The 24,605-nt window shown below is 70.5% G+C and carries 21 protein-coding genes; 15 read left to right on the top strand and 6 right to left on the bottom strand.

Going from position 1 to position 24,605, the window contains the following annotated elements:
- Window positions 1-60 precede the first annotated feature (60 nt).
- A complete protein-coding gene (locus tag AB0C26_RS13215) occupies window positions 61-2,325 on the top strand; it encodes an EAL domain-containing protein (RefSeq protein ID WP_360246312.1) in 2,265 nt (754 codons plus the stop codon).
- Between the two features lie 24 nt (window positions 2,326-2,349).
- On the top strand, window positions 2,350-2,523 hold the full coding sequence (locus tag AB0C26_RS13210; protein ID WP_097329123.1) for a CsbD family protein: 174 nt from the start codon (window positions 2,350-2,352) through the stop codon (window positions 2,521-2,523).
- 137 nt (window positions 2,524-2,660) lie between these two features.
- Here the strand turns inward: AB0C26_RS13210 and AB0C26_RS13205 are convergent, their stop codons facing one another.
- The 4 genes from AB0C26_RS13205 to AB0C26_RS13190 form a co-directional block, all read right to left on the bottom strand.
- Window positions 2,661-2,999: a tetratricopeptide repeat protein gene (locus AB0C26_RS13205; protein ID WP_360246310.1), complete on the bottom strand. Its 339-nt coding sequence runs from the start codon at window positions 2,997-2,999 to the stop codon at window positions 2,661-2,663.
- A gap of 33 nt (window positions 3,000-3,032) precedes the next feature.
- The gene (locus tag AB0C26_RS13200; protein WP_360246308.1) at window positions 3,033-4,058 is read right to left on the bottom strand and encodes a tetratricopeptide repeat protein; all 1,026 of its coding nucleotides are present in this window, start codon (window positions 4,056-4,058) and stop codon (window positions 3,033-3,035) included.
- Between the two features lie 470 nt (window positions 4,059-4,528).
- Complete coding sequence (locus AB0C26_RS13195; RefSeq protein ID WP_360246306.1) at window positions 4,529-4,753, bottom strand: hypothetical protein; 225 nt, start codon at window positions 4,751-4,753, stop codon at window positions 4,529-4,531.
- A 79-nt stretch (window positions 4,754-4,832) separates the two neighbouring features.
- Window positions 4,833-7,097, bottom strand: a complete 2,265-nt coding sequence (locus AB0C26_RS13190; protein WP_360246304.1) for an EAL domain-containing protein — start codon at window positions 7,095-7,097, stop codon at window positions 4,833-4,835.
- A 222-nt stretch (window positions 7,098-7,319) separates the two neighbouring features.
- On the opposite strand from AB0C26_RS13190, the gene AB0C26_RS13185 reads away from it, so the two are divergent.
- From AB0C26_RS13185 to AB0C26_RS13155, 7 genes are all read left to right on the top strand, one after another.
- The gene (locus AB0C26_RS13185; protein ID WP_360246303.1) at window positions 7,320-8,081 is read left to right on the top strand and encodes a DeoR/GlpR family DNA-binding transcription regulator; all 762 of its coding nucleotides are present in this window, start codon (window positions 7,320-7,322) and stop codon (window positions 8,079-8,081) included.
- 36 nt (window positions 8,082-8,117) lie between these two features.
- Window positions 8,118-9,461, top strand: coding sequence for a sugar ABC transporter substrate-binding protein (locus AB0C26_RS13180; RefSeq protein WP_360246301.1), 1,344 nt, complete (start codon window positions 8,118-8,120; stop codon window positions 9,459-9,461).
- A gap of 8 nt (window positions 9,462-9,469) precedes the next feature.
- Window positions 9,470-10,390 (top strand): sugar ABC transporter permease, encoded by a 921-nt coding sequence (locus tag AB0C26_RS13175; protein ID WP_360246546.1) that lies wholly within the window; start codon window positions 9,470-9,472, stop codon window positions 10,388-10,390.
- On the top strand, window positions 10,387-11,187 hold the full coding sequence (locus tag AB0C26_RS13170) for a carbohydrate ABC transporter permease (RefSeq protein ID WP_360246299.1): 801 nt from the start codon (window positions 10,387-10,389) through the stop codon (window positions 11,185-11,187). The genes AB0C26_RS13175 and AB0C26_RS13170 overlap by 4 nt, the downstream gene beginning before the upstream one ends.
- A 90-nt stretch (window positions 11,188-11,277) precedes the next feature.
- Complete coding sequence (locus AB0C26_RS13165; protein ID WP_360246297.1) at window positions 11,278-12,786, top strand: APC family permease; 1,509 nt, start codon at window positions 11,278-11,280, stop codon at window positions 12,784-12,786.
- A gap of 388 nt (window positions 12,787-13,174) precedes the next feature.
- On the top strand, window positions 13,175-13,480 hold the full coding sequence (locus AB0C26_RS13160; RefSeq protein WP_360246295.1) for a hypothetical protein: 306 nt from the start codon (window positions 13,175-13,177) through the stop codon (window positions 13,478-13,480).
- An 84-nt stretch (window positions 13,481-13,564) separates the two neighbouring features.
- Window positions 13,565-15,523, top strand: a complete 1,959-nt coding sequence (locus AB0C26_RS13155) for a hypothetical protein (RefSeq protein WP_360246293.1) — start codon at window positions 13,565-13,567, stop codon at window positions 15,521-15,523.
- Here AB0C26_RS13155 and AB0C26_RS13150 read toward each other — a convergent pair.
- Complete coding sequence (locus AB0C26_RS13150) at window positions 15,513-16,043, bottom strand: hypothetical protein (protein ID WP_360246291.1); 531 nt, start codon at window positions 16,041-16,043, stop codon at window positions 15,513-15,515. The two genes, AB0C26_RS13155 and AB0C26_RS13150, sit on opposite strands and share 11 nt — an antisense overlap.
- Before the next feature lie 110 nt (window positions 16,044-16,153).
- Here AB0C26_RS13150 and AB0C26_RS13145 point away from each other — a divergent pair, with 110 nt between their 5' ends.
- Window positions 16,154-17,938 (top strand): MFS transporter, encoded by a 1,785-nt coding sequence (locus AB0C26_RS13145; RefSeq protein ID WP_360246289.1) that lies wholly within the window; start codon window positions 16,154-16,156, stop codon window positions 17,936-17,938.
- A 6-nt stretch (window positions 17,939-17,944) separates the two neighbouring features.
- Here the strand turns inward: AB0C26_RS13145 and AB0C26_RS13140 are convergent, their stop codons facing one another.
- On the bottom strand, window positions 17,945-18,529 hold the full coding sequence (locus tag AB0C26_RS13140) for a TetR/AcrR family transcriptional regulator (RefSeq protein WP_360246287.1): 585 nt from the start codon (window positions 18,527-18,529) through the stop codon (window positions 17,945-17,947).
- 83 nt (window positions 18,530-18,612) lie between these two features.
- On the opposite strand from AB0C26_RS13140, the gene AB0C26_RS13135 reads away from it, so the two are divergent.
- The 5 genes from AB0C26_RS13135 (at window position 18,613) to AB0C26_RS13115 (ending at window position 24,597) form a co-directional block, all read left to right on the top strand.
- Window positions 18,613-19,842: an MFS transporter gene (locus tag AB0C26_RS13135; RefSeq protein ID WP_360246285.1), complete on the top strand. Its 1,230-nt coding sequence runs from the start codon at window positions 18,613-18,615 to the stop codon at window positions 19,840-19,842.
- A gap of 164 nt (window positions 19,843-20,006) precedes the next feature.
- Complete coding sequence (locus AB0C26_RS13130) at window positions 20,007-21,602, top strand: alpha/beta hydrolase (protein WP_360246282.1); 1,596 nt, start codon at window positions 20,007-20,009, stop codon at window positions 21,600-21,602.
- Window positions 21,603-21,832: 230 nt separating this feature from the next.
- Window positions 21,833-22,420 carry a TMEM165/GDT1 family protein gene (locus AB0C26_RS13125; protein ID WP_097329137.1) on the top strand — a complete coding sequence of 196 codons (588 nt, stop codon included), beginning with the start codon at window positions 21,833-21,835 and terminating at the stop codon, window positions 22,418-22,420.
- A gap of 9 nt (window positions 22,421-22,429) precedes the next feature.
- Window positions 22,430-23,374 (top strand): cyclase family protein, encoded by a 945-nt coding sequence (locus AB0C26_RS13120; protein WP_360246280.1) that lies wholly within the window; start codon window positions 22,430-22,432, stop codon window positions 23,372-23,374.
- Complete coding sequence (locus AB0C26_RS13115; RefSeq protein ID WP_360246278.1) at window positions 23,371-24,597, top strand: tetratricopeptide repeat protein; 1,227 nt, start codon at window positions 23,371-23,373, stop codon at window positions 24,595-24,597. The genes AB0C26_RS13120 and AB0C26_RS13115 overlap by 4 nt, the downstream gene beginning before the upstream one ends.
- Window positions 24,598-24,605 lie beyond the last annotated feature (8 nt).

Raw genomic sequence — 24,605 nt, 5'->3', positions numbered from 1 at the left:
GACCCAGGTCACAGCGACCCTTTTCTCACCCGGACCCTGCTCGCGGCCGATCCGAGCGGCGTGAGCCTTCTCCCGGACCGCTTGCTCAGGGCGAACGCCCTGTTGCTCCTGGTCACCGTCGTCGCTGTCGGCGTCAACTCGATCAGCCCGGTCATCCCGTGGGCCCTGCTGTGGCTGCCCAGCATCGCCGGCGCCGGGCTGCTCGCGGTGAGCTGCGCGCGTACCGCCCGGGCCGAGCACCTGCCGGCGCCGATCCGCCTGTTCTGGCGGCAGATCTGGGTGGTGTGCCTGCTGGTCGGCCTCGGCGCGACAGCGCAGACGGCCCAGGTCACCCGGGCCGGAAACGCGCCCGACCTGCCGATGGGCGCCGGGCAGATGGTCTTCGACGGCCTGGCCATTCTGATCATCATGTGGGCCCTCATCCGGCTGCCGTTCGGCTCGCGCAGCCGCGGCGAGACGTTCCGCCTGGTGCTCGACGCCGGCACGGTCATGCTGGCCTGCGCCGTCTTCGTCTGGCACTTCGCCACCCGGTACTCGCTGCACGCGGCCGACAGCAGCCTTGTCTACGTCTCGCTCACGCTGAGCGTGGTGGCCCTGCTCGCGGTCTTCGCGGTCGCGAAGTTCCTGCTGGCCAGCCAGTCCCTGTTCGACCGCGGCGCCCTGCGGATGCTGGCGGTGGCGGTGCTCATCGGCGCCGTCGGGCCGATCCTGCGGCCGATCTTCATGACGCTCGACCCGCACCTGTACCCGGACGTCCTCGGCATGCCGGCGGTCTACTTCTTCGGGGCGCTGGCCGCCAACCGCCAGCGCCGGGCCTCGTACGGCCCGCGCCGTGGGGCCAAGCCGAGCCGCCCGCGCAGCTTCAGCGCCCTGCCGTACGTGGCCGTGGGAGCCGTCGACGGCCTGCTGCTGACGGTGGCCTGGCCCGCGAACGGCGAGGACCGCCGGATCGTGGTGGTCAGCGCCGTGCTGCTCACCGCGCTGGTGGTGCTGCGCCAGATCACCGCGTTCCGCGACAACGGGCGCCTGCTGCGCCGCCTCGACCACGGCGCCACCCACGACGCGCTGACCCGGCTGCCCAACCGGGTGCTCTTCCACGAGCGGCTCGACAAGGCCCTGACCAGCCCCGGCGACCGGCCGGTGGCGGTCGCGCTGATCGACCTGGACGACTTCAAGGAAGTGAACGACACGCTCGGGCACGAGGTGGGCGACCTCCTGCTGATCGCGGTGGCCCAGCGCCTCGACGCCTGCGTCCGGGCCGAGGACACGGTGGCCCGCCTCGGCGGCGACGAGTTCGTGCTGGTCCTCGACGGCGCCGACCCGGCCGCGGCCGACCTGGCCGCCCGGCGCATGATCGAGGCTCTGCGCGAGCCGGTGGTCGCCGACGGCCACGAGCTGCCCATCCGGGCCAGCATCGGCATCGCCGACGGCCGCAGCGGCGACGACCCGAGTCTGCTGCTGCGCCGGGCCGACATCGCCATGTACGCGGCGAAGGCCCGGCCCGGCACGACGTTCCTGCACTACGACCAGGGCATGGCGGCCAGCGACCAGTCGCACCTGGGTGCCGAACTGCGCGAGGCGATCCGCGACGACCAGCTGTTCCTGCTCTACCAGCCGATCGTCTCCCTCACCGACGACCGGGTGCTGGGCGCCGAGGCCCTGGTCCGCTGGGCCCACCCGGTGCACGGCACGCTGGCGCCGGACGCCTTCATCCCGGTCGCCGAGCGCACCGGCCTGATCGTGCCGCTGGGCCGCTGGGTGATCCGCCGGGCCGTCCGCGACCTGGCCGGCTGGAACCCGGCGATCGTCCTGAACATCAACATCTCGGCCCGCGATCTGCGCGAGCCCGGATTCGCCTTCTACGTCGGGGCGCTGCTGGACGCGTACGAGATCGAAGGGTCCCGGATCGCCCTCGAGGTCACCGAGTCGATGCCGATCGACGCCGCGGCGTCGGCGGCCAACCTGACCGAGCTGCGGGCGCGCGGGGTGCGGGTCTCGCTGGACGACTTCGGTACGGGGGCGTCGACGCTGACCATGCTGCACGACGTGCCGGTGGACGAGGTCAAGCTCGACCGGGCCTTCACCCAGGCCGCGCCCGACGACCGGGTCCCGGTGGCGGCCGCGGTCCTGCAGGTGGCGGGCGCGCTCGGGCTGGACGCCGTGGCCGAGGGGGTGGAGACGTGTGACCAGGCACAACGGCTGCGTGATCTCGGATATCGGGCGGCGCAGGGCTTCCTGTTCGCCCGCCCGATGCCGGCCGCCGACTTCGCCGGTCTCCTGGAAAGGGATTGGCCGAGCGGAGCCGGGGTAATGCGGACGGCGTAGGAAGCTGACCCTCCGGAGGTAACTATGGGTACCGACGACAAGATCGACAACAAGGCCGAAGAGCTGGGCGGCAAGGTCAAGGAGGGCGTCGGCAAGGCGACCGACGACGAGCGCCTCGAGGCCGAGGGCAAGGCCGACCAGTCGAGCTCCAAGCTCAAGCAGGCCGGCGAGAACATCAAGGACGCTTTCAAGTCCTGACGTACGCCCCCTGAGCCTCACCTATCAGCACAGTGGCCGCCCCTCATGGGGCGGCCACTTGTCTTCACTCCTCTTGCAGGAGGCGCTCGGTCTTGACGGTTGTGGTGCTGACCCTGCGTACGTGACTGTGGCAAGAGTCAGTTTGGCTTCAGCAGCTCCAGGCGGGCTTGCGTGGATTGGGTGTCGGGATGGTCGTCGCCCAGAGTCCGCCTGCGCCCAGAGAGCACGGCCTCGTAAGGGGTGAGGGCCGCCACATGGTCGCCCCGGTCGTGCAGGAGGCCGGCGAGCCGCTCGTGAATGGTCAGCGTGGTGGGGTGGTCGTCGCCGAGGACGCGCTGCTGAGCCGTGAGAACCGCCCGGTACTCCCGCTCGGCGGCGGCCAGATCGCCTCGGTCGTGCCGAACCCGGATCAGATCGAACCGGGTACCTAGCGTCCGCGGATGGCCGTCGCCGAACAGGCGACCCTGGGCCTCCATCACCACTCGGTAAGCCGCCTCGGCGGCGTCCAGTCAACCGCGCGCGTGCCAGACTCGGGCGAGCATGTATCGGCTGTTCAAGGTCAACATGTGGTCCGGCCCGCACGCCTCCTCGTTGACGGTGAAGACGGTCTGCCACTCGGCTTCCGCCTCATCGAGGCGGCTGCGGTCGAAGAGCAGGAACGCCAGCTGGTGGCGGGTGGCCAGGGTGTGCCGGTGCTCGTCGCCCAGCGCGGCGCGGCGGTCGGCGAGGACCTCGCGATAGAGCAGCTCGGCCTCGTCCAAACGGCCGCGGGTATGCAGCAGCGCGGCCAGTGAATGCCGGGGTGCCATGATGCCGATGTGTCGGTCGCCCAGAACCGCCTGGCAGTTGTCGACGATGGTCTGGTGGCACACCGTTGCTTGGGCGTATAACCTGCGGGCTCGCAGGTAGAGGCCTGTCATTTGGGCCGCGAAGGCGGCGTGTTCCACGGTCTGTGCGGTGAGGACGGGCAGATCCGCAATGGCTTCGACCATGTGCAGGGAGTGCGGGGCGAAAGCCTCCCAGAACGACCAGTGCCGGGGATCCTCGGAGGACTGGTAGCCCTCCTCCTCGGCGGTGCTGTGCAGGAGGGCGGCCGCTTGATCGGCGAGCGAACCCTGGTGGCGGCCGACGCGGCGCACCAAGGGATGGAGACGTAGGGTTGCGGGCTCGGTCAGGTCGATCAGTCCCACGTGGGCGAGCGCTCGCAGCAGCTCCCACAGTCGCCGGGCGTCGAGGCCGGCGAACTGCTCGAAGGCGGCCAGTGCCTCGGGGCGCAGCAGCTGTCGGTACGGGATCGGGGCCTCGGCGAACTGTGACAGCAGCCGCAGCAGGGGGCGGGCCTGGATGAGGCCGCGGCGATCGAGAAGGTCGAGCGACAGCTCCCAGGTGCGGCCGATCAGGGCATCAGGCAGGTTTCCGTCCTCGAGAGCGGCTCGGTAACCGCTGAACGTGGCGGCCGGGTCCGGCCAGGGCGCCGCCGCTGTCTCCGCGATGTACATGCCGGCCAGGCGCAGCGCCAGTGGCAGCCCGCCCATGTGCTCGGCCAGCGCTCGGGCGTCGTCGGCCGGGCCCGCCTGCTCGCCCGCGCGATCGAGGAGGAGCCGGGCGCCGTCGGCTGGGGACAGTGGCGGGACCGGGTGTGGCGACGTGACGCATGCCGATGTGCAGGTCGGTCGTCGTGGCGGCTGATACCCACCACACCGCCCTACGCCGCTGAACCGCCCAGCCGGCCAGAACCAACGCGAGCGTGGTCTTGCCACAGCCGCCGAGGCCATGCAGCACATGCACCCGTGGCCCAGCGCGGCGCCTGGTCAGCAGGGTCTTCAGGGCCGTGACCGCCGGGTCGCGGCCCAGCACCGGGGCGTCGAGGCGGCCGAGGGGCGGGTCGACCGTCGAGGTGGCCGGTGTCGTATGGGCGGTCGTCCGAGCTGGGGCGTCGATCATCGCGCTGGTCAGCATCCAGAGGTCGCGTTCCGATGGGCTAGCTGGATGCTGTTCCCGTCGATCAGGCGGAGACCGCCCGGCCGAGGAGACGAAGATTGGTGCGGGGCGCCGTGACCGGCCGGCTGCGGTGCAGGGCGATCAGCATGTCCAGGACGGCCTCGCGGTCGGACGAGGGATGGGGGCCGAACGAACCCGCGGAGCCTGGGACAAAGGGGTGGACCGTCAGTGCGTAGCGGTCTCCGAGGTGCTGGACCAGGGCGCCGCTTGACGCGCGGATCGCGGCCATGACGAAGTTGAGGTTGAGGCGGTCTGCCGCTTCCAGTCAGGCCGGCCGATCGTTCCCGCATGCCGAGCAGTGTCGCTCGTCATTCGCACTCGGTGGGGGGAACGTCAGTCGGGAAGAGCAGGTCGTCGAGGGCGCCGTGGGTCAGCGGCTCGGCGAAGTAGTAGCCCTGGCCCAGTTCGCAGTTGCCGCCGGCCAGCGAGGTCAGCTGGCTGGCGTGTTCGATGCCCTCGGCGATGGTGGACAGCTGCAGGGCGCGGCCCAGCTGGATGATGCCGTGGGTGAGGGCGGCCGCGGTCGGCTCGTCGACGACGTCGTCGACGAAGGACTTGTCGATCTTGATGATGTCGACCGGGAAGCGGCGCAGGTAGGCCAGCGACGAATATCCCGTACCGAAGTCGTCGATGGCCAGGCGGACGCCGATGCTCTTGATCTCGTTGAGCCGGTCCAGGGTCGCCGGGCGGTGTTCCACCAGCAGCGACTCGGTCAGTTCGAGGATCAGGCGGTCGGCCGGCATCCCGGCCGTGGCCAGGGCGTCCCGCACGACGTGGGGCAGGGACGTCTGGTCGAGCTGAACGGCCGAGATGTTCACGCTGACCGACAGCGGCGGGCCGAGCCGCTGGCGGTTCCACTCGGCCACCCGGGTCGTGGCCTCGCGCAGGACCCACTCGCCGATCGGGACGATCATCCCGGTCTCCTCGGCCAGCGGGATGAAGTCCATCGGCGGGATGACGCCGCGTTCCGGGTGCTGCCAGCGGATCAGGGCCTCGACGCCGGTGATCTCGCCGGTGTGCAGGTGGACGATCGGCTGGTAGCGCAGCTCGAACTCGTGGCGCAGCACGGCCCGGCGCAGGTCGGCCTCGAGCGCGATGTTGGCCTGGAAGGCCTCGCGCATGGCCGGCTGGAAGACCTCGTAGCGGTCTTTGCCGTGCTTCTTGGCCTGGTACATCGCCAGGTCGGCGTGGACCATCAGCTCGGCCGCGTCGTGCTCGCCGGGCCGGCCGAAGGCGATGCCGATGCTGGAGCTGACGAACGTCTCCGCCCCGAGGTCGAACGGCAGCCGCAGCGCGTCGAGGATGCGCTCGGCCACGGGAACGGCCTCGTCGGTGCCGTGCAGGCCGGGCAGCAGCACGGCGAACTCGTCGCCGCCGAGCCGGGCCGCCGTGTCGCCGTCGCGCAGGCAGGCCTGTATGCGCTCGGCGACCCCGGTGAGCAGGGTGTCGCCGGCGGCGTGACCGAGCGAGTCGTTGACCACCTTGAAGCGGTCGAGGTCGACGAAGAGCACGGCGCCGCCCAGGCCCTGGGCGCCGAGGGCTTCCTCCATCCGCGTCTGGAACAGGGCGCGGGTGGCCAGGCCGGTCAGGGAGTCGAGGTAGGCCCGGCTCATCTGCTCCTGGGTGCGGGCGTCGGTCAGGGCCAGGCTGATGTGCTCGGCGAACGCGGTGACGATCTCACGGGTCGCCTTGTCCCAGTCGCGGCGGGCGCTGTAGGTGCCCACGGTGAGCGCGCCGACCGACTGGTCGCCCTCGTGCACGGGCACGGACAGCACCGACTGCAGGTTGACCGCGGTCAGGGCCGGCAACGCTATCGGTGAGGTGGCGTAGTCCTCCACGGCGACCAGCTCGTCGCCGAGGATGGCCAGCCCGGTGACGCCGGCCGCGGCGACCGGCACCCGCGCGGCCTGGGCGCGCACCTCGGGGCCGACTCCGACGGCGGCCACCATGGTGCCCAGGTGGGGATCGTCCCGCTCGACCAGGTTGATCGACACCATCTCGACGCCCAGCAGGTCCCGCAGCGACGCCGTGACCAGGTCGAAGACGCTGGTCAGGGGCCGGCGGCGGCCGATGGCCCGCTGCACCCCGGACAGCTCGGAGAAGACGCGGCGGCCCTGGTCGAGGTAGCCGAGCAGGCGGCCGTTCTCCTCGGCGTACCGGCGTTCCGACTCGACGACGTACAGCGACTGGAGGCAGAGCTCGAGGACGCGGGCCATACCCCGCAGCAGGGTGATCTCCTCCGCGGTGAAGGAGGCGCCGATCCGGCCGAGCACCAGGACGCCGGGCGCGGGACCGCCGATCGGGGCGTGGGTGACCGCGTAGCGGCCGCCGTCGAGCTCGAGCGTGGCCCGGCGGCCGGCGGCCACCTCGGCCAGGGCGTACGCGGGCACCTGGTCGGCCGCGAGGCCGATGGTGGCGACCACCCCGTCGTCGATCATCAGCACCGCGACGTCGGCGTCGAGGGCGCGGGCGGCGCACTCGACGGCAGCGTATTGCGCGGCCGGACCGGCGGGCCGGTCCGCCACCGCGGACAGGAATTCTGTCAGTTGCTCCGTCGCTAGCACGGCACTCATGTCGTCCGGCCGGGACCGGACATGAGGAGAACGCCCGAGCTCACATGACCGGGCACCATCCGGTCACGGTTTCCGGCCAAACGGTCGGACGTTTCGCGGAGAAGGTCCGACATGGTGCCGCTTTCGGACCCGCGACGACGACGGGCAAGCGGGCAAACAAACAACGAAGTCGATGACTTTGTGAGCCGAGCCACAGGTTTCCCCGGTGTTACAAATATCGCCATGAACGCTGATGAGCGGCAGCACCAGATAGTCGCCCTGGCCCGCCGGCACGGCGAGGTCGAGGTGGCCAAACTGGCCGCCGAACTGTCAGTCAGCGCCGAGACCATTCGCCGCGATCTGCGGCTGCTGGAGAAACACGGACTCATCCGCCGTACGCATGGAGGCGCGTACCCGGTGGAGACCGCCAAATTCGAGACCGATCTGGCCATGCGCACCGTTCGCGGGGTGCCGGAGAAAAGGCGTATCGCGAACGCCGCGGCCGGCCTCATCGGCGACGCCGAGACCATCTTCATCGACGAGGGCTTCACCCCGCAGCTGATCGCGGAGGCGCTGCCGACCGACCGGCCGCTGACCGTCGTGACCGCCTCACTCAACACCGCGGCCTGGCTGGCCGGGTCCACGCCGGCCACGGTTCTGCTGCTCGGCGGCCGGGTGCGTGGCCGCACGCTGGCCACCGTCGACCACTGGGCGGCCGGCATGCTCTCCGGCTTCGTCATCGACCTGGCGTTCGTCGGCGCCAACGGCATCTCCCGCGAGGTCGGCCTGACCACCCCCGATCCGGCCGTGGCCGACGTGAAGGCGCGGGCCGTGGCCGCCGCCCGGCGCCGGGTCTTCGTCGGCATCCACACCAAATTCGGCGTACGTACGTTCTGCCGTTTCGCCGAGGTATCCGATTTCGAATCACTGGTCACGGACACCGGACTTCCGGCGTCCGAGGCGAACCGCTATTCCCGAATGGGACCGCAAGTAATACGCGTCTAATCGGCACACCGTTTTCGATAAAACGGAGGATGCACCATGCCCAGAAAACTCGCCCTGGCCGCCGCATGCCTGCTGCTGGCCACCGCCGGCTGCTCGGGCGCCGGCTCGACCGACGGCGGCGACGCCGCCGGCGACACCATCACCGCCCTGATGGTCGGCAACCCGCAGATGGAGGACATCCAGCAACTGACCGCCGAGAACTTCACCAAGCAGACCGGGATCACCGTGAAGTTCACGATCCTCCCGGAGAACGAACTGCGCGACAAGGTCACCCAGGACGTCGCCAATCAGGGCGGGCAGTACGACGTGGCCACTGTCGGCGCGTACGAGGTGCCGATCTGGGCCAAGAACGGCTGGCTGCACGAGCTGTCGACGCAGGCCCAGGCCGACTCGGCGTACGACTCGGCCGATCTGCTCAAGCCGATGGTCGAGTCGCTGACCGGCGAGGACGGCAAGATGTACGCGGCGCCGTTCTACGGTGAGTCGTCGTTCCTCATGTACAACAAGGAGCTGTTCGCGGCCAAGGGCCTGACCATGCCGGAGCATCCGACGTGGACCCAGGTCGCCGACTTCGCCGCCAAGCTGGACGACAAGGGCAAGGGCGTGGCCGGCATCTGCCTGCGCGGCCTGCCCGGCTGGGGCGAGCTGTTCGCTCCGCTCACGACCGTCGTCAACACCTACGGTGGCACGTGGTTCGAGAAGGACTGGACCGCGAAGGTCGACTCGCCCGAGTTCGCCCAGGCCACCCAGTTCTACGTCGACCTGCTCAAGAAACACGGCCAGTCGGGCGCGCCGCAGTCCGGTTTCACCGAGTGCCTCAACACGTTCGGGCAGGGCAAGGCCGCGATGTGGTACGACGCGACCTCCGCGGCGGGCACGCTGGAGGACGCGAAGGCGAGCAAGGTGGCGGGCAAGGTCGGTTACGTGTACGCCCCGGTGAACAAGACCGAGTACTCGGGCTGGCTCTGGACGTGGGCCTGGGCGATGCCGAAGACCACCAAGAAGGCCGACGCCGCCTGGAAGTTCATCTCGTGGGCGACCAGCAAGGACTACGAGAAGCTGGTCGGCGAGAAGCTCGGCTGGTCGCGCGTCCCGTCCGGCAAGAGGACGTCGACGTACTCGATCCCGGAATACAAGGAGTCGGCCAAGGCGTTCGCCGACATCACGCTCGGTTCGATCGAGCACGCCGACCCGACCAACCCGGGCGTGCAGCCCCGGCCCGCGCTCGGTGTGCAGTTCGTCGGCATCCCCGAGTTCGCCGACCTCGGCACGAAGGTGTCGCAGGAGGTGAGCGCCGCCATCGCCGGCAGCAGCACGGTCGACAAAGCCCTCGCCGACGGGCAGAAGCAGGCCGAAGACGTGGCGAAGAAGTACAAGTAGTGACCACCATGGTCGCCCGGCCGGACGAGCGGACCCAACCGCCCGTCCGGCCCACCAAGGGCGGAGCTAGAGACCGTTGGGTACGCCGGGCGCCGCTGCTGCCCGCGCTGATCTTCGCGATCGTGATCACTCAGATCCCGTTCCTCTACACGATCTACCTCTCCACGCTGAGCTGGAACGCGTTGCGCCCGGGTGACAAGCCGTTCGTCGGGCTCGACAACTACGTCACCGTGCTGACCGACACCCGGTTGCGGTCGGCGCTGGTGAACACGGTGCTGCTCACGGCGGGCGCGGTGATCTTCTCGATGATCCTGGGGCTGCTGCTGGCCCTGCTGCTCGATCGCAAGTTCGTGGGGCGTTCGGTCGTACGCACGTTGCTCATCACGCCGTTCCTGGTGATGCCGATCGCGGCGGCGCTGCTGTGGAAGCACGCGATCTTCAACCCGGCGTACGGCCTGATCAACGGCATTTTCGGTGGCTCGACCGACTGGATCTCGTCGTATCCGAAGGGCGCGGTCATCGCCACCCTGGTGTGGCAGTGGACGCCGTTCATGATGCTGATCCTGCTGGCCGGCCTCCAGTCGCAGTCGCACGAGGTGATCGAGGCGGCCCGGGTCGACGGGGCCAACGCGTGGCAGATCTTCCGCCGGATGACGCTGCCGCACCTGCGCCAGTACCTGGAGCTGGGCGCCCTGCTCGGCTCGATCTACCTGGTGAACACGTTCGACGCGATCTTCAGCATCACCCAGGGCGGCCCGGGTACGGCCACGACCAACCTGCCTTACGAGATCTATCTGACGACCTTCCGCAAGTTCGAGTACGGCGAGGCGTCGGCGGCCGGCGTGATCGTGGTGCTCCTGACGATCGTCGTGGCGACGTTCGCCCTGCGGGTCATCTCGTCGCTGTTCAAGATGGAGGAGCACCGGTGAAGCGGCTCTGGGGTGTGGTGGCCTGGATCGCCGGGATCGTGTTCGTCTTCCCGGTCATCTGGATGGTGCTGACCAGCTTCAAGCAGGAGCAGGACGCGGCCAGCAACCCGCCGAGCTGGGTCTTCACCCCGACCCTGGACCAGTACGCGCAGGTCTTCGACCGCAACATCACGCCGTTCCTGCTGAACTCGCTGATGGCGAGCGTCTTCTCGACGCTGTTCGTGGTCGCGCTGGCGACCCCGGCCGCCTACGCCCTCTCGCTGCGCCCGGTGGCAAAGTGGACGGACACGCTGTTCTTCTTCATCAGCACCAAGATGATGCCCGCCGTGGCCGCCCTGCTGCCGCTCTACCTGCTGGTCAAGCACCTCGGCATGCTGGACAACATCTGGACCATGGTCGTCCTCTACACCTCGATGAACCTGCCGCTCGCGGTCTGGATGATGCGGTCCTTCCTGCTGGAGGTGCCGCGCGAGGTGCTGGAGGCCGGCGAGGTGGACGGCGCCGGGCTGCTCACCTCCATCCGCAAAATCATCCTTCCGATCGTCTCGCCCGGGCTGGCCGCGACGGCGCTGATCTGCTTCATCTTCGCCTGGAACGAGTTCTTCCTGGCGGTGAACCTGACCGCCACCAACGCCGGCACCGCGCCGATCTTCCTGGTCGGGTTCATCTCCTCCGAGGGCCTGTTCCTGGCCCGGCTCTGCGCGGCCGCGACGCTGGTCTCGCTGCCGGTGCTGGTCGCCGGGTGGCTGGCGCAGAACAAGTTGGTCCGGGGCCTGTCGATGGGAGCCGTCAAGTAAGAGCGAGGTTCGTGCCAAACTTGTCCACGGGTGGTGAGTGAACCGCTACGGCTAGTTGTCAAGCGAGGAACCTTCAGATCAAATAGGTCCGTGGGTACGCCCGAGGAGTTACCGCACACCCTCGCTCCCGGTCGCATCGGCGCGGCCGCCATCGCCTACTTCGCGCTCGCCGCCACCGCGCCGATCGCCGTGCTCGTCCACGTCGTGCCCGCCGCCTACGCCACCGGGGGCGGGCCGCTCGTCCCGCTGAGCTTCCTCGCCGCCGGCCTCGTCCTGATCCTGTTCACCGCCGGATACGCGGCGATGGGCCACCGGGCGCCCTTCGCCGGCGCGATGTACACGTACGTCGCGAAGGGACTCGGCCGGCCGGGCGGCACCGCCGCCGCGTGGCTCGCGCTCACCTCGTACCAGGTCATCCAGCTCGGCCTCTACGGCCTGGCCGGCGTCGCCGCGGCGCCCCTGCTGCGCAGCTGGTTCGACGTCGAGGCCCAGTGGTGGATGGTCGCGGCCGGCTGCTGGCTCGTGGTGACGCTCTGCGGCCCGATCCGGATCGAGGTGAGCAGCGGGCTGATCGCGCTGCTGGTGCTGGTCGAGGGGGTGGTCGTGGTGGGCTTCGCGGCGGCCGACGTGATCGACCCGGCCGCGGGCGAACTCACCGTCGCGTCGATCCGCCCGTCCGGAGTGGACCTGCCGGTGCTCGGGCTCCTGCTCGTGGTTTCGGTGCTCGCCTTCGCCGGCTTCGAAACCTCGGGGGCGTACGCGGAGGAGGCGCTCCGCCCCCGTCGCGACCCCGGGCGCGGCGCCTATCTGAGCGTGGTCGTGTTGACCGTGCTGCTCGCGGGAGCGTCGTGGTCGCTGGCGACGGCGGCCGGCCCCGGCCGGATCGCCGAGCTGTCCCGGGCCCGCGGGCCGGAGCTGCTGTTCGACCTGGCCGCGGCGCGGCTGGCGCCGTGGGCGGTCACGCTCGGGCGGCTGGTGCTGCTCACCGGGCTGGTCGCGGCCATGGTGGCGCTGCACCACACGATCGCGCGCTATCTGTTCGCGCTCGGGCGCGAGCGCGTGCTGCCGTCCGGGCTGAGCCGGACGTCGCCGCGTACTCGGGCTCCGCGGAACGCGTCCCTCGCGCAGTCGCTGATCGCGGGTGTCGCGCTCCTGGCGGCGTACGCCATCGGAACCTCCGGTGTTGATCTCTTGGGCCGGCGCCTGATCGTCGCTGGTGGGCTCGGTGTGCTGGTGCTGCTGATGGCGACCTCGCTGGCGGCGCTGCTGCATCTCAACCAGGTGCCGAACGGCGAGGGCGCGTGGAGCCGGTTCGTGGCGCCGGTGCTGGCGACGGTGTCCCTCGGCGTGATCGGTTATCTGGCCCTCGGTGACGTGCGACGGCTGCTCGGGGTGCCGGCCTGGACCGTTCCGGCCGCCATCGGCGCGGTGGTGTTTCTCGGCGTCCTGCACGCCCTGCTGCTCCGGCGTTTCCATCCCGTCATATATGCGGGAATCGGGCAGGGCGGCGTGCCGGTCGTGGTGACGCCGCCCAAACTGCCCGAACAGCGGCCCCATGCCGAACCCGGTGCGCACCGGCCGGAGCGGGTGAACCGCTGATGAGTGCGCCGGGTCCGCTGCGCGAGTTGCGACGGATCCGTGCGCTCGGCATGGACCCGGCCACCGGCCGCTATCGGGCCAACGAATCGGAGACCGCGCTGCGGATCGAGAGCGAGCTCGGCGTACGGCTGACCCGGGCCCGGCCCGGCTGCCGCGCCGACTGGTTCGACCAGCACGGTCTCTCCTACGACGCCGTGGGACCGTTCGCGGCCCACAGGTTCGACCAGCAATGGGCGCGATTCTCCTTGCAGATCGTGCTGCACCTGAGGAAGGCCGACCTGGTACCGGTGGACGTCTCACGCTTCACCCCGGACCAGGTGGCCCGCATTGAACGGTTCATCGCGGAGCGCGGACTGGCTCCGCGCGTCTTCATCCTGGGGCGGCGGCAATGGCGGCTCTCATCATGGTCCGGCCGGGCATGGACTGGCAGTCGACGGGTGGCCTCTTCGAATGGACGCTGGAGTTCCTCATACCGAGGATCGGCGACCCGAAGACGGCCGACTGGCTCCGCATGGTGGTCACGGAGAATCTCGGCAGCCTCTGGATACCCGACCTCCCCGAGGAGGGTCAGCGGGAGATCTACGCCCTGCTGCGCTCGGGCCTGGTCGCCGCGGCCCAGCGGGAGCTGCCCGACTCGCCGGCCAAACGGGACGCGCTGGCCCAGCTCCGCGACCTGGTAGCTCTGACCTATTAGGCCTCGACCGCTGTGGATCTTTGTCGTACGCTGTCGCGGCCGCGCCGCTGTCTTGCCGAGCGCGGGATTCACGGGAGTCCCATCATGCTTCGCGCTGCCCTCACTTTTGTCCTCGTCGCCGCGACCACCCTTGTCGCGGCCGGCGCCTCCAGCGGCCCGGCCGCCGCCTCGCCCGGGGGATCGCTGCGGATCACCGGGGTCAGCGACGTGCTGGTCGACCCGGCCCGTCAACAGGTCCTGATCAGTGACGCCAAGAGCGGCACCATCGTCGTCACCGACTACCGGGCCGCCACGAAGGCCGTACGGTCCGGGTTGGCCGGGATCGGCGACCTCGTGCTCTCGCCCGACGGGAAGACGGTGTACGCGGCGGTGGCCGACGCGCACTCCATCGTCGCCTTCGACGCCGCGACCATGACCGAGACCGGGCGGCACTTCATCAACGTGGCCGCGTTCCCCCGGACCCTGGCCGTCGCCGGCGGGACGCTGTTCGTCGGATACGACTTCGGAACGGCGAACTCCCGGGGCGCCCTCGGCGCTCTGGACCTGCCCGGCGGGACCTTCCGGCGCAACTTCTTCACCGCGGACGGGTCGCCGCACGAGGCGCCGCGGCTGCTCACCGCCGCCGGCGCGCCCGGCCGGCTCGTCGCCACCGACGTGTCGAGCGACGCGACGACCCAGGGGAACACCTGGGTCTACGACGTCGCCGACGGCGTGCCGGCCGAGATCGCGTCCACCACCGCGGCGCCGGGACCGGTCGCCGACGTCGAGCTGTCCCGGGACGGCTCCCAGATCCTCGGCGTGGGCGGACCCTGCTCGACCTTCGTGGCGCCGGCCTCGGACCCGGCGCGGCGCGTGTCGATGCACGGCGGCTACTGCGGCGCGACGGCCCTCGGCGTGCACCCGGACGGCGGCCGGGCCGCGATCAGCTACGACGACAACCGCGTCATCCTCTTCGCGGCCGGGCTCGACGAAATGCACGGCAGTTTCGACCTGTACGAGGACAAGGCCGACCGGCTCGTCTGGCAGCCGGGCGGCTCGCGTCTCTTCGCCGTCACCCACGACTGGTATGGCTCCTACGAGCTGCACGTGTTCTTCGAACCGGTCACCACGGCGATCTCCCTGAAGGCGACACCGGCCGCCGCCAAGCGCGACACCCCCGTCGAGATCTCCGGCCGGCTCAACGCCTCGGGCCCGATCGGTGAGGCCGTCGCGGGCCTCGACGTGACCCGGACCGACGCCGAGTCGCCCTCGGGCCGCTCCCTCCCGCAGGTGGTCACCGACTCCAACCTGTACTTCTCCTTCTCCGACTACCCGCCGGTCGGCGGCACGGTCACCTACAAGGTGACGTACCGCGGGTCCGGGGTGGCCGCCGGTTCCTCGGCCCAGGTGTCGATCACAGTGGCCCGCTCGACGCCCGCCCTCCAGGTCTTGGCGCCGTCGAGCGCCGCCTACGGCTCGACGGTCACCGTCACCGCGCTGCTCGATCAGAACCTGCGCAACCGGACGGTCGCCATCTGGGCCGACCCGGCGGGGGCGGAGCCGCCGCGGCTGTTGCGCAACGCCAAGGTCGATGCCTACGGCGTCCTGACGACCCCGGTCAAGCTGACCCGTACCACCGCGCTGATCGCCAAGTACGCCGGGGACGCCCGGTACACCCCGGTGTCGAGCCCGGCGAGGCTGGTCTACACGCGGGTCGCGGTGTCGCTCACCAACTCGCGCCAGTACAAGACGGCCAAGCTCGGCAGTCTGCCGACCGCGTACTACCGCAAGACCGTCCACCCGCTGTTCAGCACGACGATGACGCCGTACCCGGGCCGCAAGGAACGGCTCCAGTTCGAGGTGCTGCGCAACGGCAAGTGGGCGGCCTGGCGCAACGTCGACGTGAAGCTCAGCGCCGCGGGCAAGGCGGCCTACACGCTCACCGGCGCCCACGCGACCGGAGTGCGCTACCGCGTGCGGGCCGCCTATCTGCGGGGCACCTCCGGTGACACGGTGAACGCCACGACGTACGGCGCCTACCGCTACTTCACCTTCACGAAGTGAAGAACTCCTCGATCTGAGTGAGGGTGATGTGCTCGGGGTCGTCGCCGACGACGTCGGGCAGGTGCTTGGTGGTGACCGGGACGTCGGGGACGTCGGACGGCAGGTCGGGCACCGGCGGGGTCGGCGGCAGGGCCGGCATGGTCAGGGCCTGACGGATCACCTCGAACATGGCCCGGATCTCGCCGGTCGCGGTGCGGGTGGCCAGTTCGGAGCAGTCCTCCACGGGGGCGCGGGCGGGCAGCGCGCAGGTGAAGTTGGCCTGGAGGCGGTCGTCGAGGCGGCGGATGTCGGCGCTCGGGCGCGGATGGTCGAGCGGGCCCTCGGCGACGATGCCGAGCTCGCACGCGGACAGGCCGGACTGCCTCCACCAGGAGCGCCAGCGCGGGTCCGCGCCGAGCGTCAGCGCCACGTGGCGCAGGGCGACCACGTACTCGCGCGGGGCCGGGCCACCGCTGGTGGTGGCGCCCAGGTGGGGGTGCAGCCAGGAGTCTCGAGCCGTGCAGAGTGTCTGCTCACCCATACCTGCATGGTGACATTCCGGGCGCATTGCGGCGTGGTGGACGCCCGGGCACGTACGGGCGAATTCTTCGGCCGCCGCCTCCATAAGCACGTGATATAAATTCTCTCGTGATGCTGACCTCGGACCATCCGCGCTACAAATGGGTCGCGCTCTCGAACACCACCCTCGGAACGCTGCTGGCGACGATCAACTCGTCGATCGTGCTGATCTCGCTCCCGGCGATCTTCAAGGGCATCGACATCAACCCGCTCGAGCCCGGCAACGTCAGCTACCTGCTGTGGATGCTGATCGGCTACATGCTGGTCACCGCGGTCCTGGTGGTCACGCTGGGCCGGCTCGGCGACATGTACGGGCGGGTGCGGATCTACAACGCCGGATTCGCGATCTTCACCGTCACCTCGGTCGTGCTGTCGCTCGACCCGTTCGACGGTGGCGGTGGCGCGCTCTGGCTGATCGGCTGGCGGGTCGTCCAGGCGATCGGCGGCGCCATGCTGATGGCCAACTCGGCCGCGATCATCACCGACGCCTTCCCGGCCCGGCAGCGCGGCATGGCCCTCGGCGTCAACATCGTCTCGGCGCTGGCCGGCTCCTTCATCGGCCTGGTGGCGGGCGGCGTGCTGGCCGAGTGGGACTGGCGCTCGGTCTTCTGGGTCAACATCCCGCTGGGCGTGGTCGGCACGGTCTGGGCGTACCGCTCGCTGCACGACACCGGCGTCCGCCGCAAAGCGAAGATCGACTGGTGGGGCAACGCGACCTTCGCGGTCGGCCTCACGGCCGTTCTGGCCGCGATCACGTACGGGATCCAGCCGTACGGCGGGCACACGATGGGCTGGACCAGCCCGTGGGTGCTGACCGGCCTGATCGGCGGCGCGATCGTGCTCGTGGTGTTCGGGCTGATCGAGACCCGGGTGGCCGAGCCGATGTTCCCGCTCGGGCTGTTCCGGAACCTGTCGTTCCTCAGCGGCAACCTGGCCAACCTGCTGGCCAGCATCGCCCGCGGCGGCCTCCAGTTCATGCTGATCATCTGGTTGCAGGGCATCTGGCTGCCGCAGCACGGGTACGACTACGAGTCCACCCCACTGTGGGCCGGCATCTACCTGGTGCCGCTGACGATCGGCTTCCTGGCCGCCGGCCCGCTGGCCGGGACGCTGTCGGACCGGTTCGGCCCCCGGCCGTTCGCCACCGGCGGCCTGCTGGTGATGGCGGTGTCCTTCGGCGGCCTGCTGCTGTTGCCGAGCAACTTCAACTACGTGGTCTTCGCGCTGCTCATCTTCGTCAACGGCCTGGGCGGCGGCCTGTTCGCGGCGCCGAACACGTCGCTGGTCATGTCGAGCGTCCCGGCCGACATGCGCGGCGCGGCCTCGGGCATGCGGGCGACCTTCCAGAACGCGGGCCAGGTGCTCTCGATCGGCGTCTTCTTCTCGCTGATGGTCGCCGGCCTGGCCTCATCGCTGCCCGGCACGTTGAGCAGCGGCCTGACGGCCCAGGGCGTCCCGGCCGACACGGCGGCCCAGGTCGCGGCGACCCCGCCGGTGGGCACCCTGTTCGCGGCGTTCCTCGGCTACAACCCGATCGGCGAGCTGCTGGGGCAGCAGACGCTGAACTCGTTGCCGCCGGCGAACGCGTCCCGCCTGACCGGCCTGGACTTCTTCCCGCAGCTCATCTCCGGCCCGTTCCACGACGGCCTGGTCATCGTCTTCTGGCTGGCGATCGCCATGTCGGTGGTCGGCGCCCTGGCCTCCCTGCTGCGCGGCAAACCGGCCCCGGCCCCGGCTGCGGCCTCGTTCATCGCCCACGAGGCCGAGGTCCAGGCCGAGTACGCCGAGGCTCAGCCCCTCAACCCGGCGACCGCCATCGCCGAGCCCCTCGTCACCGAGCCGCGCCGGGATCGCTGATTCTCCTCAGGCGGTGGCGGCGGCCAGGAGGATTTCGGCCATGCCGCGGGCGACCTTGGGGGACATCGAGGGGCGGTCCATCTTGGCGCCGACCGACGCGCCGTCGTAGAGGACGACCATCTGGGCGGCGAACGCGGCCGGGTCCTTGACGCCGGCGTCGCGGGCCAGCTCGACGAACAGGCCGCGCATCCAGGCCCGGGTGGCGTCGGCGACCTCCAGGGCCGGGCCGCCCGGTGTGCCCTCGGCGTTCGCGTTGTAGAACGCGCAGCCGCGAAAGCCGGGGGTGCCGGCCAGCTCGTCGAGCACCTCGAAGACGCCGAGCACCCGGTCGCGCGGGTCCTCGTACCTCTCAAGCCCCTTGAGCATCCGGGTGCGGCGAATCTCGTGCCGGCCCTCCAGGTAGGCCCGGACCAGCTCGTCCTTGCTGCCGAAGGTGCTGTAGAGCGAGGCCTTGGCGACGCCGGCCCGCTCGATGATCCGGTCGATGCCGACCGTGTGGATGCCCTCGGCGTAGAACAGCTCGTCGGCGGCGGTAAGGAGTCGTTCCCGCGCGGATGGCTTACGCGCGGTGGGGAGTGATGCGGCGGACATGAGGTTGACGATACCAGACAGGTCTGTCTACTCTCGTGCCATCAGACAGACCTGTCTGTTCATAATCTGGTAAGGACCCGCGCATGACCGCCGTAGCCGAAGCCCCGCCCGCCATCACGCGCAGCCGCCACTTCTCGCGGCCGCTGGCCTTCGCGGCGATCGCCGCGATCTTCCTGACCTTCACCTCGGCGTCCGCCGCGCCGTCCCCGCTCTACGTGGTCTATCAGCACCTCTGGAATTTCTCCGCGACCACGCTCACGATCGTCTTCGCGATCTACGTGGTCGGTCTCGTCGGCGCCCTGCTGACCCTCGGCGCCCTCTCCGACCACCTCGGCCGCCGCCCGGTGCTGGCCGCCGCGATCGCGCTCGAGGTCGTCTCACTCATCCTGTTCCTCACCGCCGGCGACGTCGGCGTCCTGGCCGCGGCCCGCTTCCTGCAGGGCATCGCCACCGGCGCCGCCATGACGACGCTCGGCGCCGCCCTGGTCGACCTCAACCCGCCGCACGCGCCCGGCCGGGCCGGCCTGGTCAACGGCATCGTCCCCAGCGCGGGGCTCGCGCTGGGCGCACTCGGGGCCGGCGCTCTGGTGCAGTACGCGCCCGCGCCCACCCACTTCGTCTGGGCCCTCCTGCTCGGCGCCATGGTGATCGCCGGCCTGGTCGTGCTGCGCATCCCCGAGACCTCGGCCCGCCGCCCCGGCGCCGCCGCCTCGATGGCCCCCAAGCTGGGCATCCCGGCCCGGCTCCGCGCCGACGTGTTCGCCCTGGTGCCGATCATCGTGGCGAGCTGGGCCATCGGCGGCCTCTACCTGTCCCTCGGCCCGTCCGTGGCGGCCGGCGTGTTCCACCTCGGCAGCCACCTGATCGGCGGCCTGGTCGTCACCCTGCTGTGCGGCACCGGCGCCGTGACCTCGTACTTCATGCGCCGCCTGCCCACCCCGCGGGTCCTGGCCATCGCGGCCAGCCTGCTGACCGTGGGCGCGGTCGTGGCAGTGGTCGGCGTCGAAGCCGACCAGGTGATCGTGGCGGCCATCGGCACGGTGATCTCGGGCGTCGGGTTCGGCGCCTCGGCCCTCGCGTCCTTCGGCACCCTGGCCGTCCTGGCCGACCCGCACGAGCGGGGCAAACTGCTGTCGGTGGCGCTGGTCATCGCGTACATCGCCTTCAGCGTCCCGGCCGTGATCGCCGGCTTCGCGGCCACGTCGGCCGGCCTGCAGACCACGGCGGTCGTCTACGGCATCGTGGTGGCGGTCCTGGGGGCGCTCGCGCTGGCCGCCCAGCACTTGCGCAATCGGCGCGCCGTCACCGTCTGACGGGCGGATTCGGGGTCATCGCGGCGTCAACGCTCGGCTGGGTTTCCCGGCCGAGCGTTTCGCGTTACTCGGGCGCTTCTTTCGTGGTTCCCCGGCGTGGGCAGTGCCCCTGTGGGGCGCCCACACCTCAGCATATGGGGGCGAACCGGACACGAGAGGCAGGCATGAGAAATCTTCTGGCGGCGGCCACCACCATCGCCTTGGTGGCGACGGGGCTTGCGGCGAGCGGCGCTCGGGCCGACGAGCGCAGTGCGCGTTCCGGGTACTCCCGCAGTGCCCAGCCGATCAAGTGGACGGCCTGCTCCGATCCGACGCTGGCCGCGCGTAAGGCGGAGTGCGGCTTCCTCACCGTGCCGATGGATTATCAGAAGCCGGATGGCGCGACCGTTCAGCTCGCCGTCTCGCGGATCAAGCACACCGTGCCCTCCTCCAAGTACCAGGGTGTCGTGCTGGTCAACCCGGGCGGGCCGGGCGGCAAGGGGCGTGGCCTGTCGATTCTCGGGTCGCTGGTGCCGAAGAAGGCCGGTGACGCGTACGACTGGATCGGTTTCGACCCGCGCGGGGTCGGCGAGAGCAAGCCGGCGCTGAGCTGCGACAGTGACTACGCGGGGTACGACCGGCCGCCGTACGTGCCGACTTCCGCCCAGATCGAGCGGCAGTGGCTCCAGCGGGCCGAGCGTTACGCCAAGGACTGTGCCAAGGCCGGCGGCCGGCTCCTCGATCACCTGAAGACGCTCGACACCGTGCGGGACATGGACAGCCTACGGCAGGCGCTGGGCGAACGGCAGATCAACTACTACGGCTTCTCGTACGGCACGTACCTGGGCCAGGTCTATGCCACCCGCTACCCGGAGCGGGTGCGGCGGATGGTGCTCGACGGCAATGTGAACCCGGCCCGGGTCTGGTACGACTCGAACCTGGATCAGGACCTCGCGTTCGACAAGAACATCAAGGTCTACTTCGCCTGGGTGGCCAAGAACGACAAGGTCTACAAGCTCGGCACGACCGCCCGTGAGGTGCAGCGGCGCTTCGACGTCGAGCAGCGCAAGCTCACCGCGAAGCCGGCCGGCGGGGTGATCGGCCCGTCCGAGCTGACCGACGTCTTCCTGCAGGCCGGCTACTACGTGTTCGGCTGGGCCGAGATCGCCCGCTCGTTCAGCGCCTGGGTGCACAAGCGGGACGCCACCGGCCTGCGCAAGCTGTACGACGACAACAACCCGCAGACCGCCGGCGGCGACAACGGGTACGCGATCTACCTGGCCACCCAGTGCACCGATGTGGCCTGGCCGCAGAGCTGGGCCAAGTGGACCTCGGACAACTGGGAGGTGCACCGCAAGGCGCCGTTCGAGACGTGGGGCAACGCCTGGTACAACGCGCCGTGCCGGTCGTGGGCGGCCGAGCCGGGCGTCCCGATCACCGTCTCGGGGGAGAGCGCTCCGCCGATTCTGCTGGTCAGCGAGACGATGGACGCGGCCACACCGTTCAGCGGCAGCCTCGAGGTGCGTAAGCGGTTCCCGCGCTCGGTGCTGATCGAGGGGGTCGGCGGCACCACCCACTCGGGTTCGCTGTTCGGCAACAAGTGCGTCGACGAGACGATCGCCGACTATCTGGCCACGGGCGCGCTTCCCCAGCGTGTACGGGGTGAGCGGTCGGACAAGCGCTGCAAGCCGATCCAGCCGCCGGCGCCGAGCGCGCTCGGACCCGCGGCGAAGCGCGCTCCCGCGTACGCCGAAAGGCTCGAGCTGACCCGCGAACGATGAGATGCGCCACGGCCCCGGCGGAATCGCCGGGGCCGTGGCCTATGCTCGTGTTCGCGAAGGGGAGTAGCTCCCAATGTCGCGGTCGACATACTGATCTTTGTTCAAAAGGTCCGGCCGCGCGGCCTCCATGAGGCGAGCGAGACCTTCGGCCATGGCTGTTTTGACGACGGCCGGGTCGAGGTCGCCCTGAGCAGCTTCGCCCCGGTCATCAGATACCGGGAGCATTTTCAGTGGATGGTTTCCTCGCCGCGACGGCGCTGAGTTTCGCTGTCATCTTCGTGGCCGAGTTGGGCGACAAGTCGCAGCTCATGGCCTTGACCTTCGCGACGCGCTTCAAGCCCGTGCCGGTGCTGATCGGCATCACCGTGGCCACCGCCGTGGTGCACGCCGTGTCGGTCGGCATCGGCTACGGGCTCGGTGCCACGCTGCCGACCGGCTGGATCTCGCTGGTCGCCGGCATCGCCTTCCTCGCCTTCGGCGCCTGGACGCTGCGCGGGGACAAGCTGACCGACGAGGAGAAGACCAAGGCCGAGCGCACCACCAAGTCGGCCATCATCGCCGTCGGCGGCGCGTTCTTCCTGGCCGAACTGGGCGACAAGACCATGCTGGCCACGATCACGCTGGCCACCCAGCACGGCTGGTTCGGCACCTGGCTGGGCTCGACGGTCGGTATGGTCGCGGCCGACGCGCTGGCCATCCTGGTGGGCCGGATGCTCGGTCGTCATCTGCCCGAGAAGGCCATCAAGTGGGGCGCGGCCGTCCTGTTCGCTATCTTCGGCATCTGGTTGATCGTGGAAGCGATCATCGAGCTGCGATAGGGGATCACCGTGCTCCAGTACCGGGCGGAAGTGACCGCCGCCGTGACCCTCACCACCGGCGGCGGCCTGCGGGCCGAGGGGCTGCGGGTGGATGTGCCGCACGCCGACGTGACCACGGCCGAGATAGAGGCGCTGCTGGTCCGCTCGCTCGGGCTGCGTGACGTGGAGCGGGTCGAGCTGACCGGGGTACGTGTGTTCGGCGAGCCGGCCTCGGTGGCGGGCGAGCCGGGCCGGGGCCGGACCCGGTTCGTCGAGCTGAGCCACGTCATCGAGGCCGGGATGACGACCTATCCGGGCCTGCCCGGCCCGGCCGTCTCGGCCCACCTGACCTGGGCCGACTCGCGTTCGCGGTACGCCGAGGGCACCGAGTTCAGCATGGAGCGGATCGAGATGGTCGGCCAGACCGGCACCTACCTCGACTCGCCCCGGCACCGCTACGAGGGTGGGACCGACCTGGCCGGTCTGCCCCTGGAACGCCTGGCCGACCTGCCCGCGGTCGTGGTCCGCACGGCCGGCAGCGGCCGGCGGGCGGTCACCGTGGACGACTTGGAGCCGCTGACGGTGGCCGGGCACGCGGTGCTGCTGCACACCGGTGGGGACAAGGGCTGGGGCACTCCGGAGTACGCGGCCGGCGCGCCCTACCTGACCGGTGAGGCGGCCGCGCTGCTGGTCGAGCGGGGGGCCGCGCTGGTCGGCATCGACGCGGTGAACATCGACGACATCGGCGACGCGGCGGCCGGGGAACGGCCGGCGCACACCGTGCTGCTGGCCGCGAACATCCCGATCGTCGAGCACCTGACCGGCTTGGAGAACCTTCCGCCGCACGGCGCCCGGTTCACCGCGGCGCCGCCCCGGATCACCGCGGTCGGCACGTTCCCGGTCCGGGCGTACGCGCAGGTGCCTTTCTTCGAGGCGCACGACCACAACCGTTCGGCGGGCTGGCAGCCGTCATGAGCGACATAGCCCGGGCCGCCGCGCAGTTCCAGCGGGGCGACGCGGCCGGGGCGGCGGCGCTGCTCGGGCCGGTGCTCGCGGCCGAGCCGGACAACGTGCGCGCGCTCGTGCTGATGACGCACGCGCAGCTCGCGCTCAAGAATCCGCAGCTCGCCCACGAGGTGGCCCACCGGGCGGTGGAGACCGCGCCGGAGTCGGCCGAGGCGCTCAGCGCGCTGAGCCGGTCGCTGACCGCGCTGGAGCGGCACGACGAGGCGGTCGCGGTGGCGCGGGCGGCGGCCCGGATCGAGCCGGAGAACGCCTACCGGCACAACCGGGTGGCGTGGGCGCTGCTCGGCGGCGGCACACAGGTGGTCGAGGCCGAGCACGCCGCCCGGCGGGCGGTGGAGCTCGACCCGGAGGAAGCCGACTTCCGGATCACCTACGCCATGGTGATGAAGCAGCTCAACTACACCGACCGGGCCCGGCGGGCGCTGCGCGACGCGCTGTCCCTGGAGCCGGACAACGCGGTCGCCCAGCACGAGCTGGCCACCCTCGACGTGGTGCACCGCAACCCGTTCGCGCTGGGCCGGCTGGCCCGGGGCGCGAGCGGCCTGGCCGGCGCGCTGCGGGCCGACCCCGGTCAGCAGGCCAGCAAGTTCATGCTCGACGTGGCCCTTCAGCGGTTCCTGGTCTACACGGCGATCGTGCTGGCCCTGCTCGCGTACGTCGGGTGGCGGGTCCTTGATTTCTCGGTGTTCGGGGCGCGGTTGCTCGCGGCCGCGGCGGCGCTCGCTCCGGTCGGCGTCGCGGCGTATTTCGTCCTGCGCCTGGATCGCGGGCTCCGGGCGTACCTGATCACGGTCTTGACCTATGGCCGTCAGCGGGTGGCGGCGGTGCTGGCCGGCGTGAGCCTGGTTCTGCTGCTGACCGCGACTGTCGCCCCACGCTCCTGGATGGGGTGGCTGCTGGGGCTGGCCGCGGCGGGCGGTTTCGCGGCCCGGCTGCTGACCGTCTCGGCGTCGAACGCGCACGTGCGGTCGGCCGGCATCGCGGTGCCGCGCGGGCTCAGCACGCCGGCGCTGTGGATCATCATGACCGGCTGCGCGGTGATCGGCACGCTCTGCCTGCTCGGCGCGGACGACCTGACCCTGCTCGGGATCGGCATGGGACTGTACGCGTGTACGGCGGCCGCCCTGGCCACAATCATCAGACGGAAGCGAAAAGTCTCATCGGTGAGCTGAATCTGCCG

This window comes from Actinoplanes sp. NPDC048796, from assembly GCF_040650035.1.
Taxonomy (GTDB): domain Bacteria; phylum Actinomycetota; class Actinomycetes; order Mycobacteriales; family Micromonosporaceae; genus Actinoplanes.
This window is presented reverse-complemented; position numbering and strand designations above follow the sequence as displayed.

Bases quoted from the DNA above. Each gene is read 5' to 3' on its own strand.
- AB0C26_RS13210 (WP_097329123.1), top strand. From the start codon at position 2,350: ATGGGTACCGACGACAAGATCGACAACAAGGCCGAAGAGCTGGGCGGC.
- AB0C26_RS13140 (WP_360246287.1), bottom strand. From the start codon at position 18,529: ATGTCCGCCGCATCACTCCCCACCGCGCGTAAGCCATCCGCGCGGGAA.
- AB0C26_RS13150 (WP_360246291.1), bottom strand. From the start codon at position 16,043: ATGGGTGAGCAGACACTCTGCACGGCTCGAGACTCCTGGCTGCACCCC.
- AB0C26_RS13205 (WP_360246310.1), bottom strand. From the start codon at position 2,999: ATGGAGGCCCAGGGTCGCCTGTTCGGCGACGGCCATCCGCGGACGCTA.
- AB0C26_RS13200 (WP_360246308.1), bottom strand. From the start codon at position 4,058: ATGGGCGGGCTGCCACTGGCGCTGCGCCTGGCCGGCATGTACATCGCG.
- AB0C26_RS13135 (WP_360246285.1), top strand. From the start codon at position 18,613: ATGACCGCCGTAGCCGAAGCCCCGCCCGCCATCACGCGCAGCCGCCAC.
- AB0C26_RS13130 (WP_360246282.1), top strand. From the start codon at position 20,007: ATGAGAAATCTTCTGGCGGCGGCCACCACCATCGCCTTGGTGGCGACG.
- AB0C26_RS13180 (WP_360246301.1), top strand. From the start codon at position 8,118: ATGCCCAGAAAACTCGCCCTGGCCGCCGCATGCCTGCTGCTGGCCACC.
- AB0C26_RS13160 (WP_360246295.1), top strand. From the start codon at position 13,175: ATGGCGGCTCTCATCATGGTCCGGCCGGGCATGGACTGGCAGTCGACG.
- AB0C26_RS13195 (WP_360246306.1), bottom strand. From the start codon at position 4,753: ATGGCCGCGATCCGCGCGTCAAGCGGCGCCCTGGTCCAGCACCTCGGA.
- AB0C26_RS13145 (WP_360246289.1), top strand. From the start codon at position 16,154: ATGCTGACCTCGGACCATCCGCGCTACAAATGGGTCGCGCTCTCGAAC.
- AB0C26_RS13175 (WP_360246546.1), top strand. From the start codon at position 9,470: ATGGTCGCCCGGCCGGACGAGCGGACCCAACCGCCCGTCCGGCCCACC.
- AB0C26_RS13115 (WP_360246278.1), top strand. From the start codon at position 23,371: ATGAGCGACATAGCCCGGGCCGCCGCGCAGTTCCAGCGGGGCGACGCG.
- AB0C26_RS13155 (WP_360246293.1), top strand. From the start codon at position 13,565: ATGCTTCGCGCTGCCCTCACTTTTGTCCTCGTCGCCGCGACCACCCTT.
- AB0C26_RS13190 (WP_360246304.1), bottom strand. From the start codon at position 7,097: ATGAGTGCCGTGCTAGCGACGGAGCAACTGACAGAATTCCTGTCCGCG.
- AB0C26_RS13185 (WP_360246303.1), top strand. From the start codon at position 7,320: ATGAACGCTGATGAGCGGCAGCACCAGATAGTCGCCCTGGCCCGCCGG.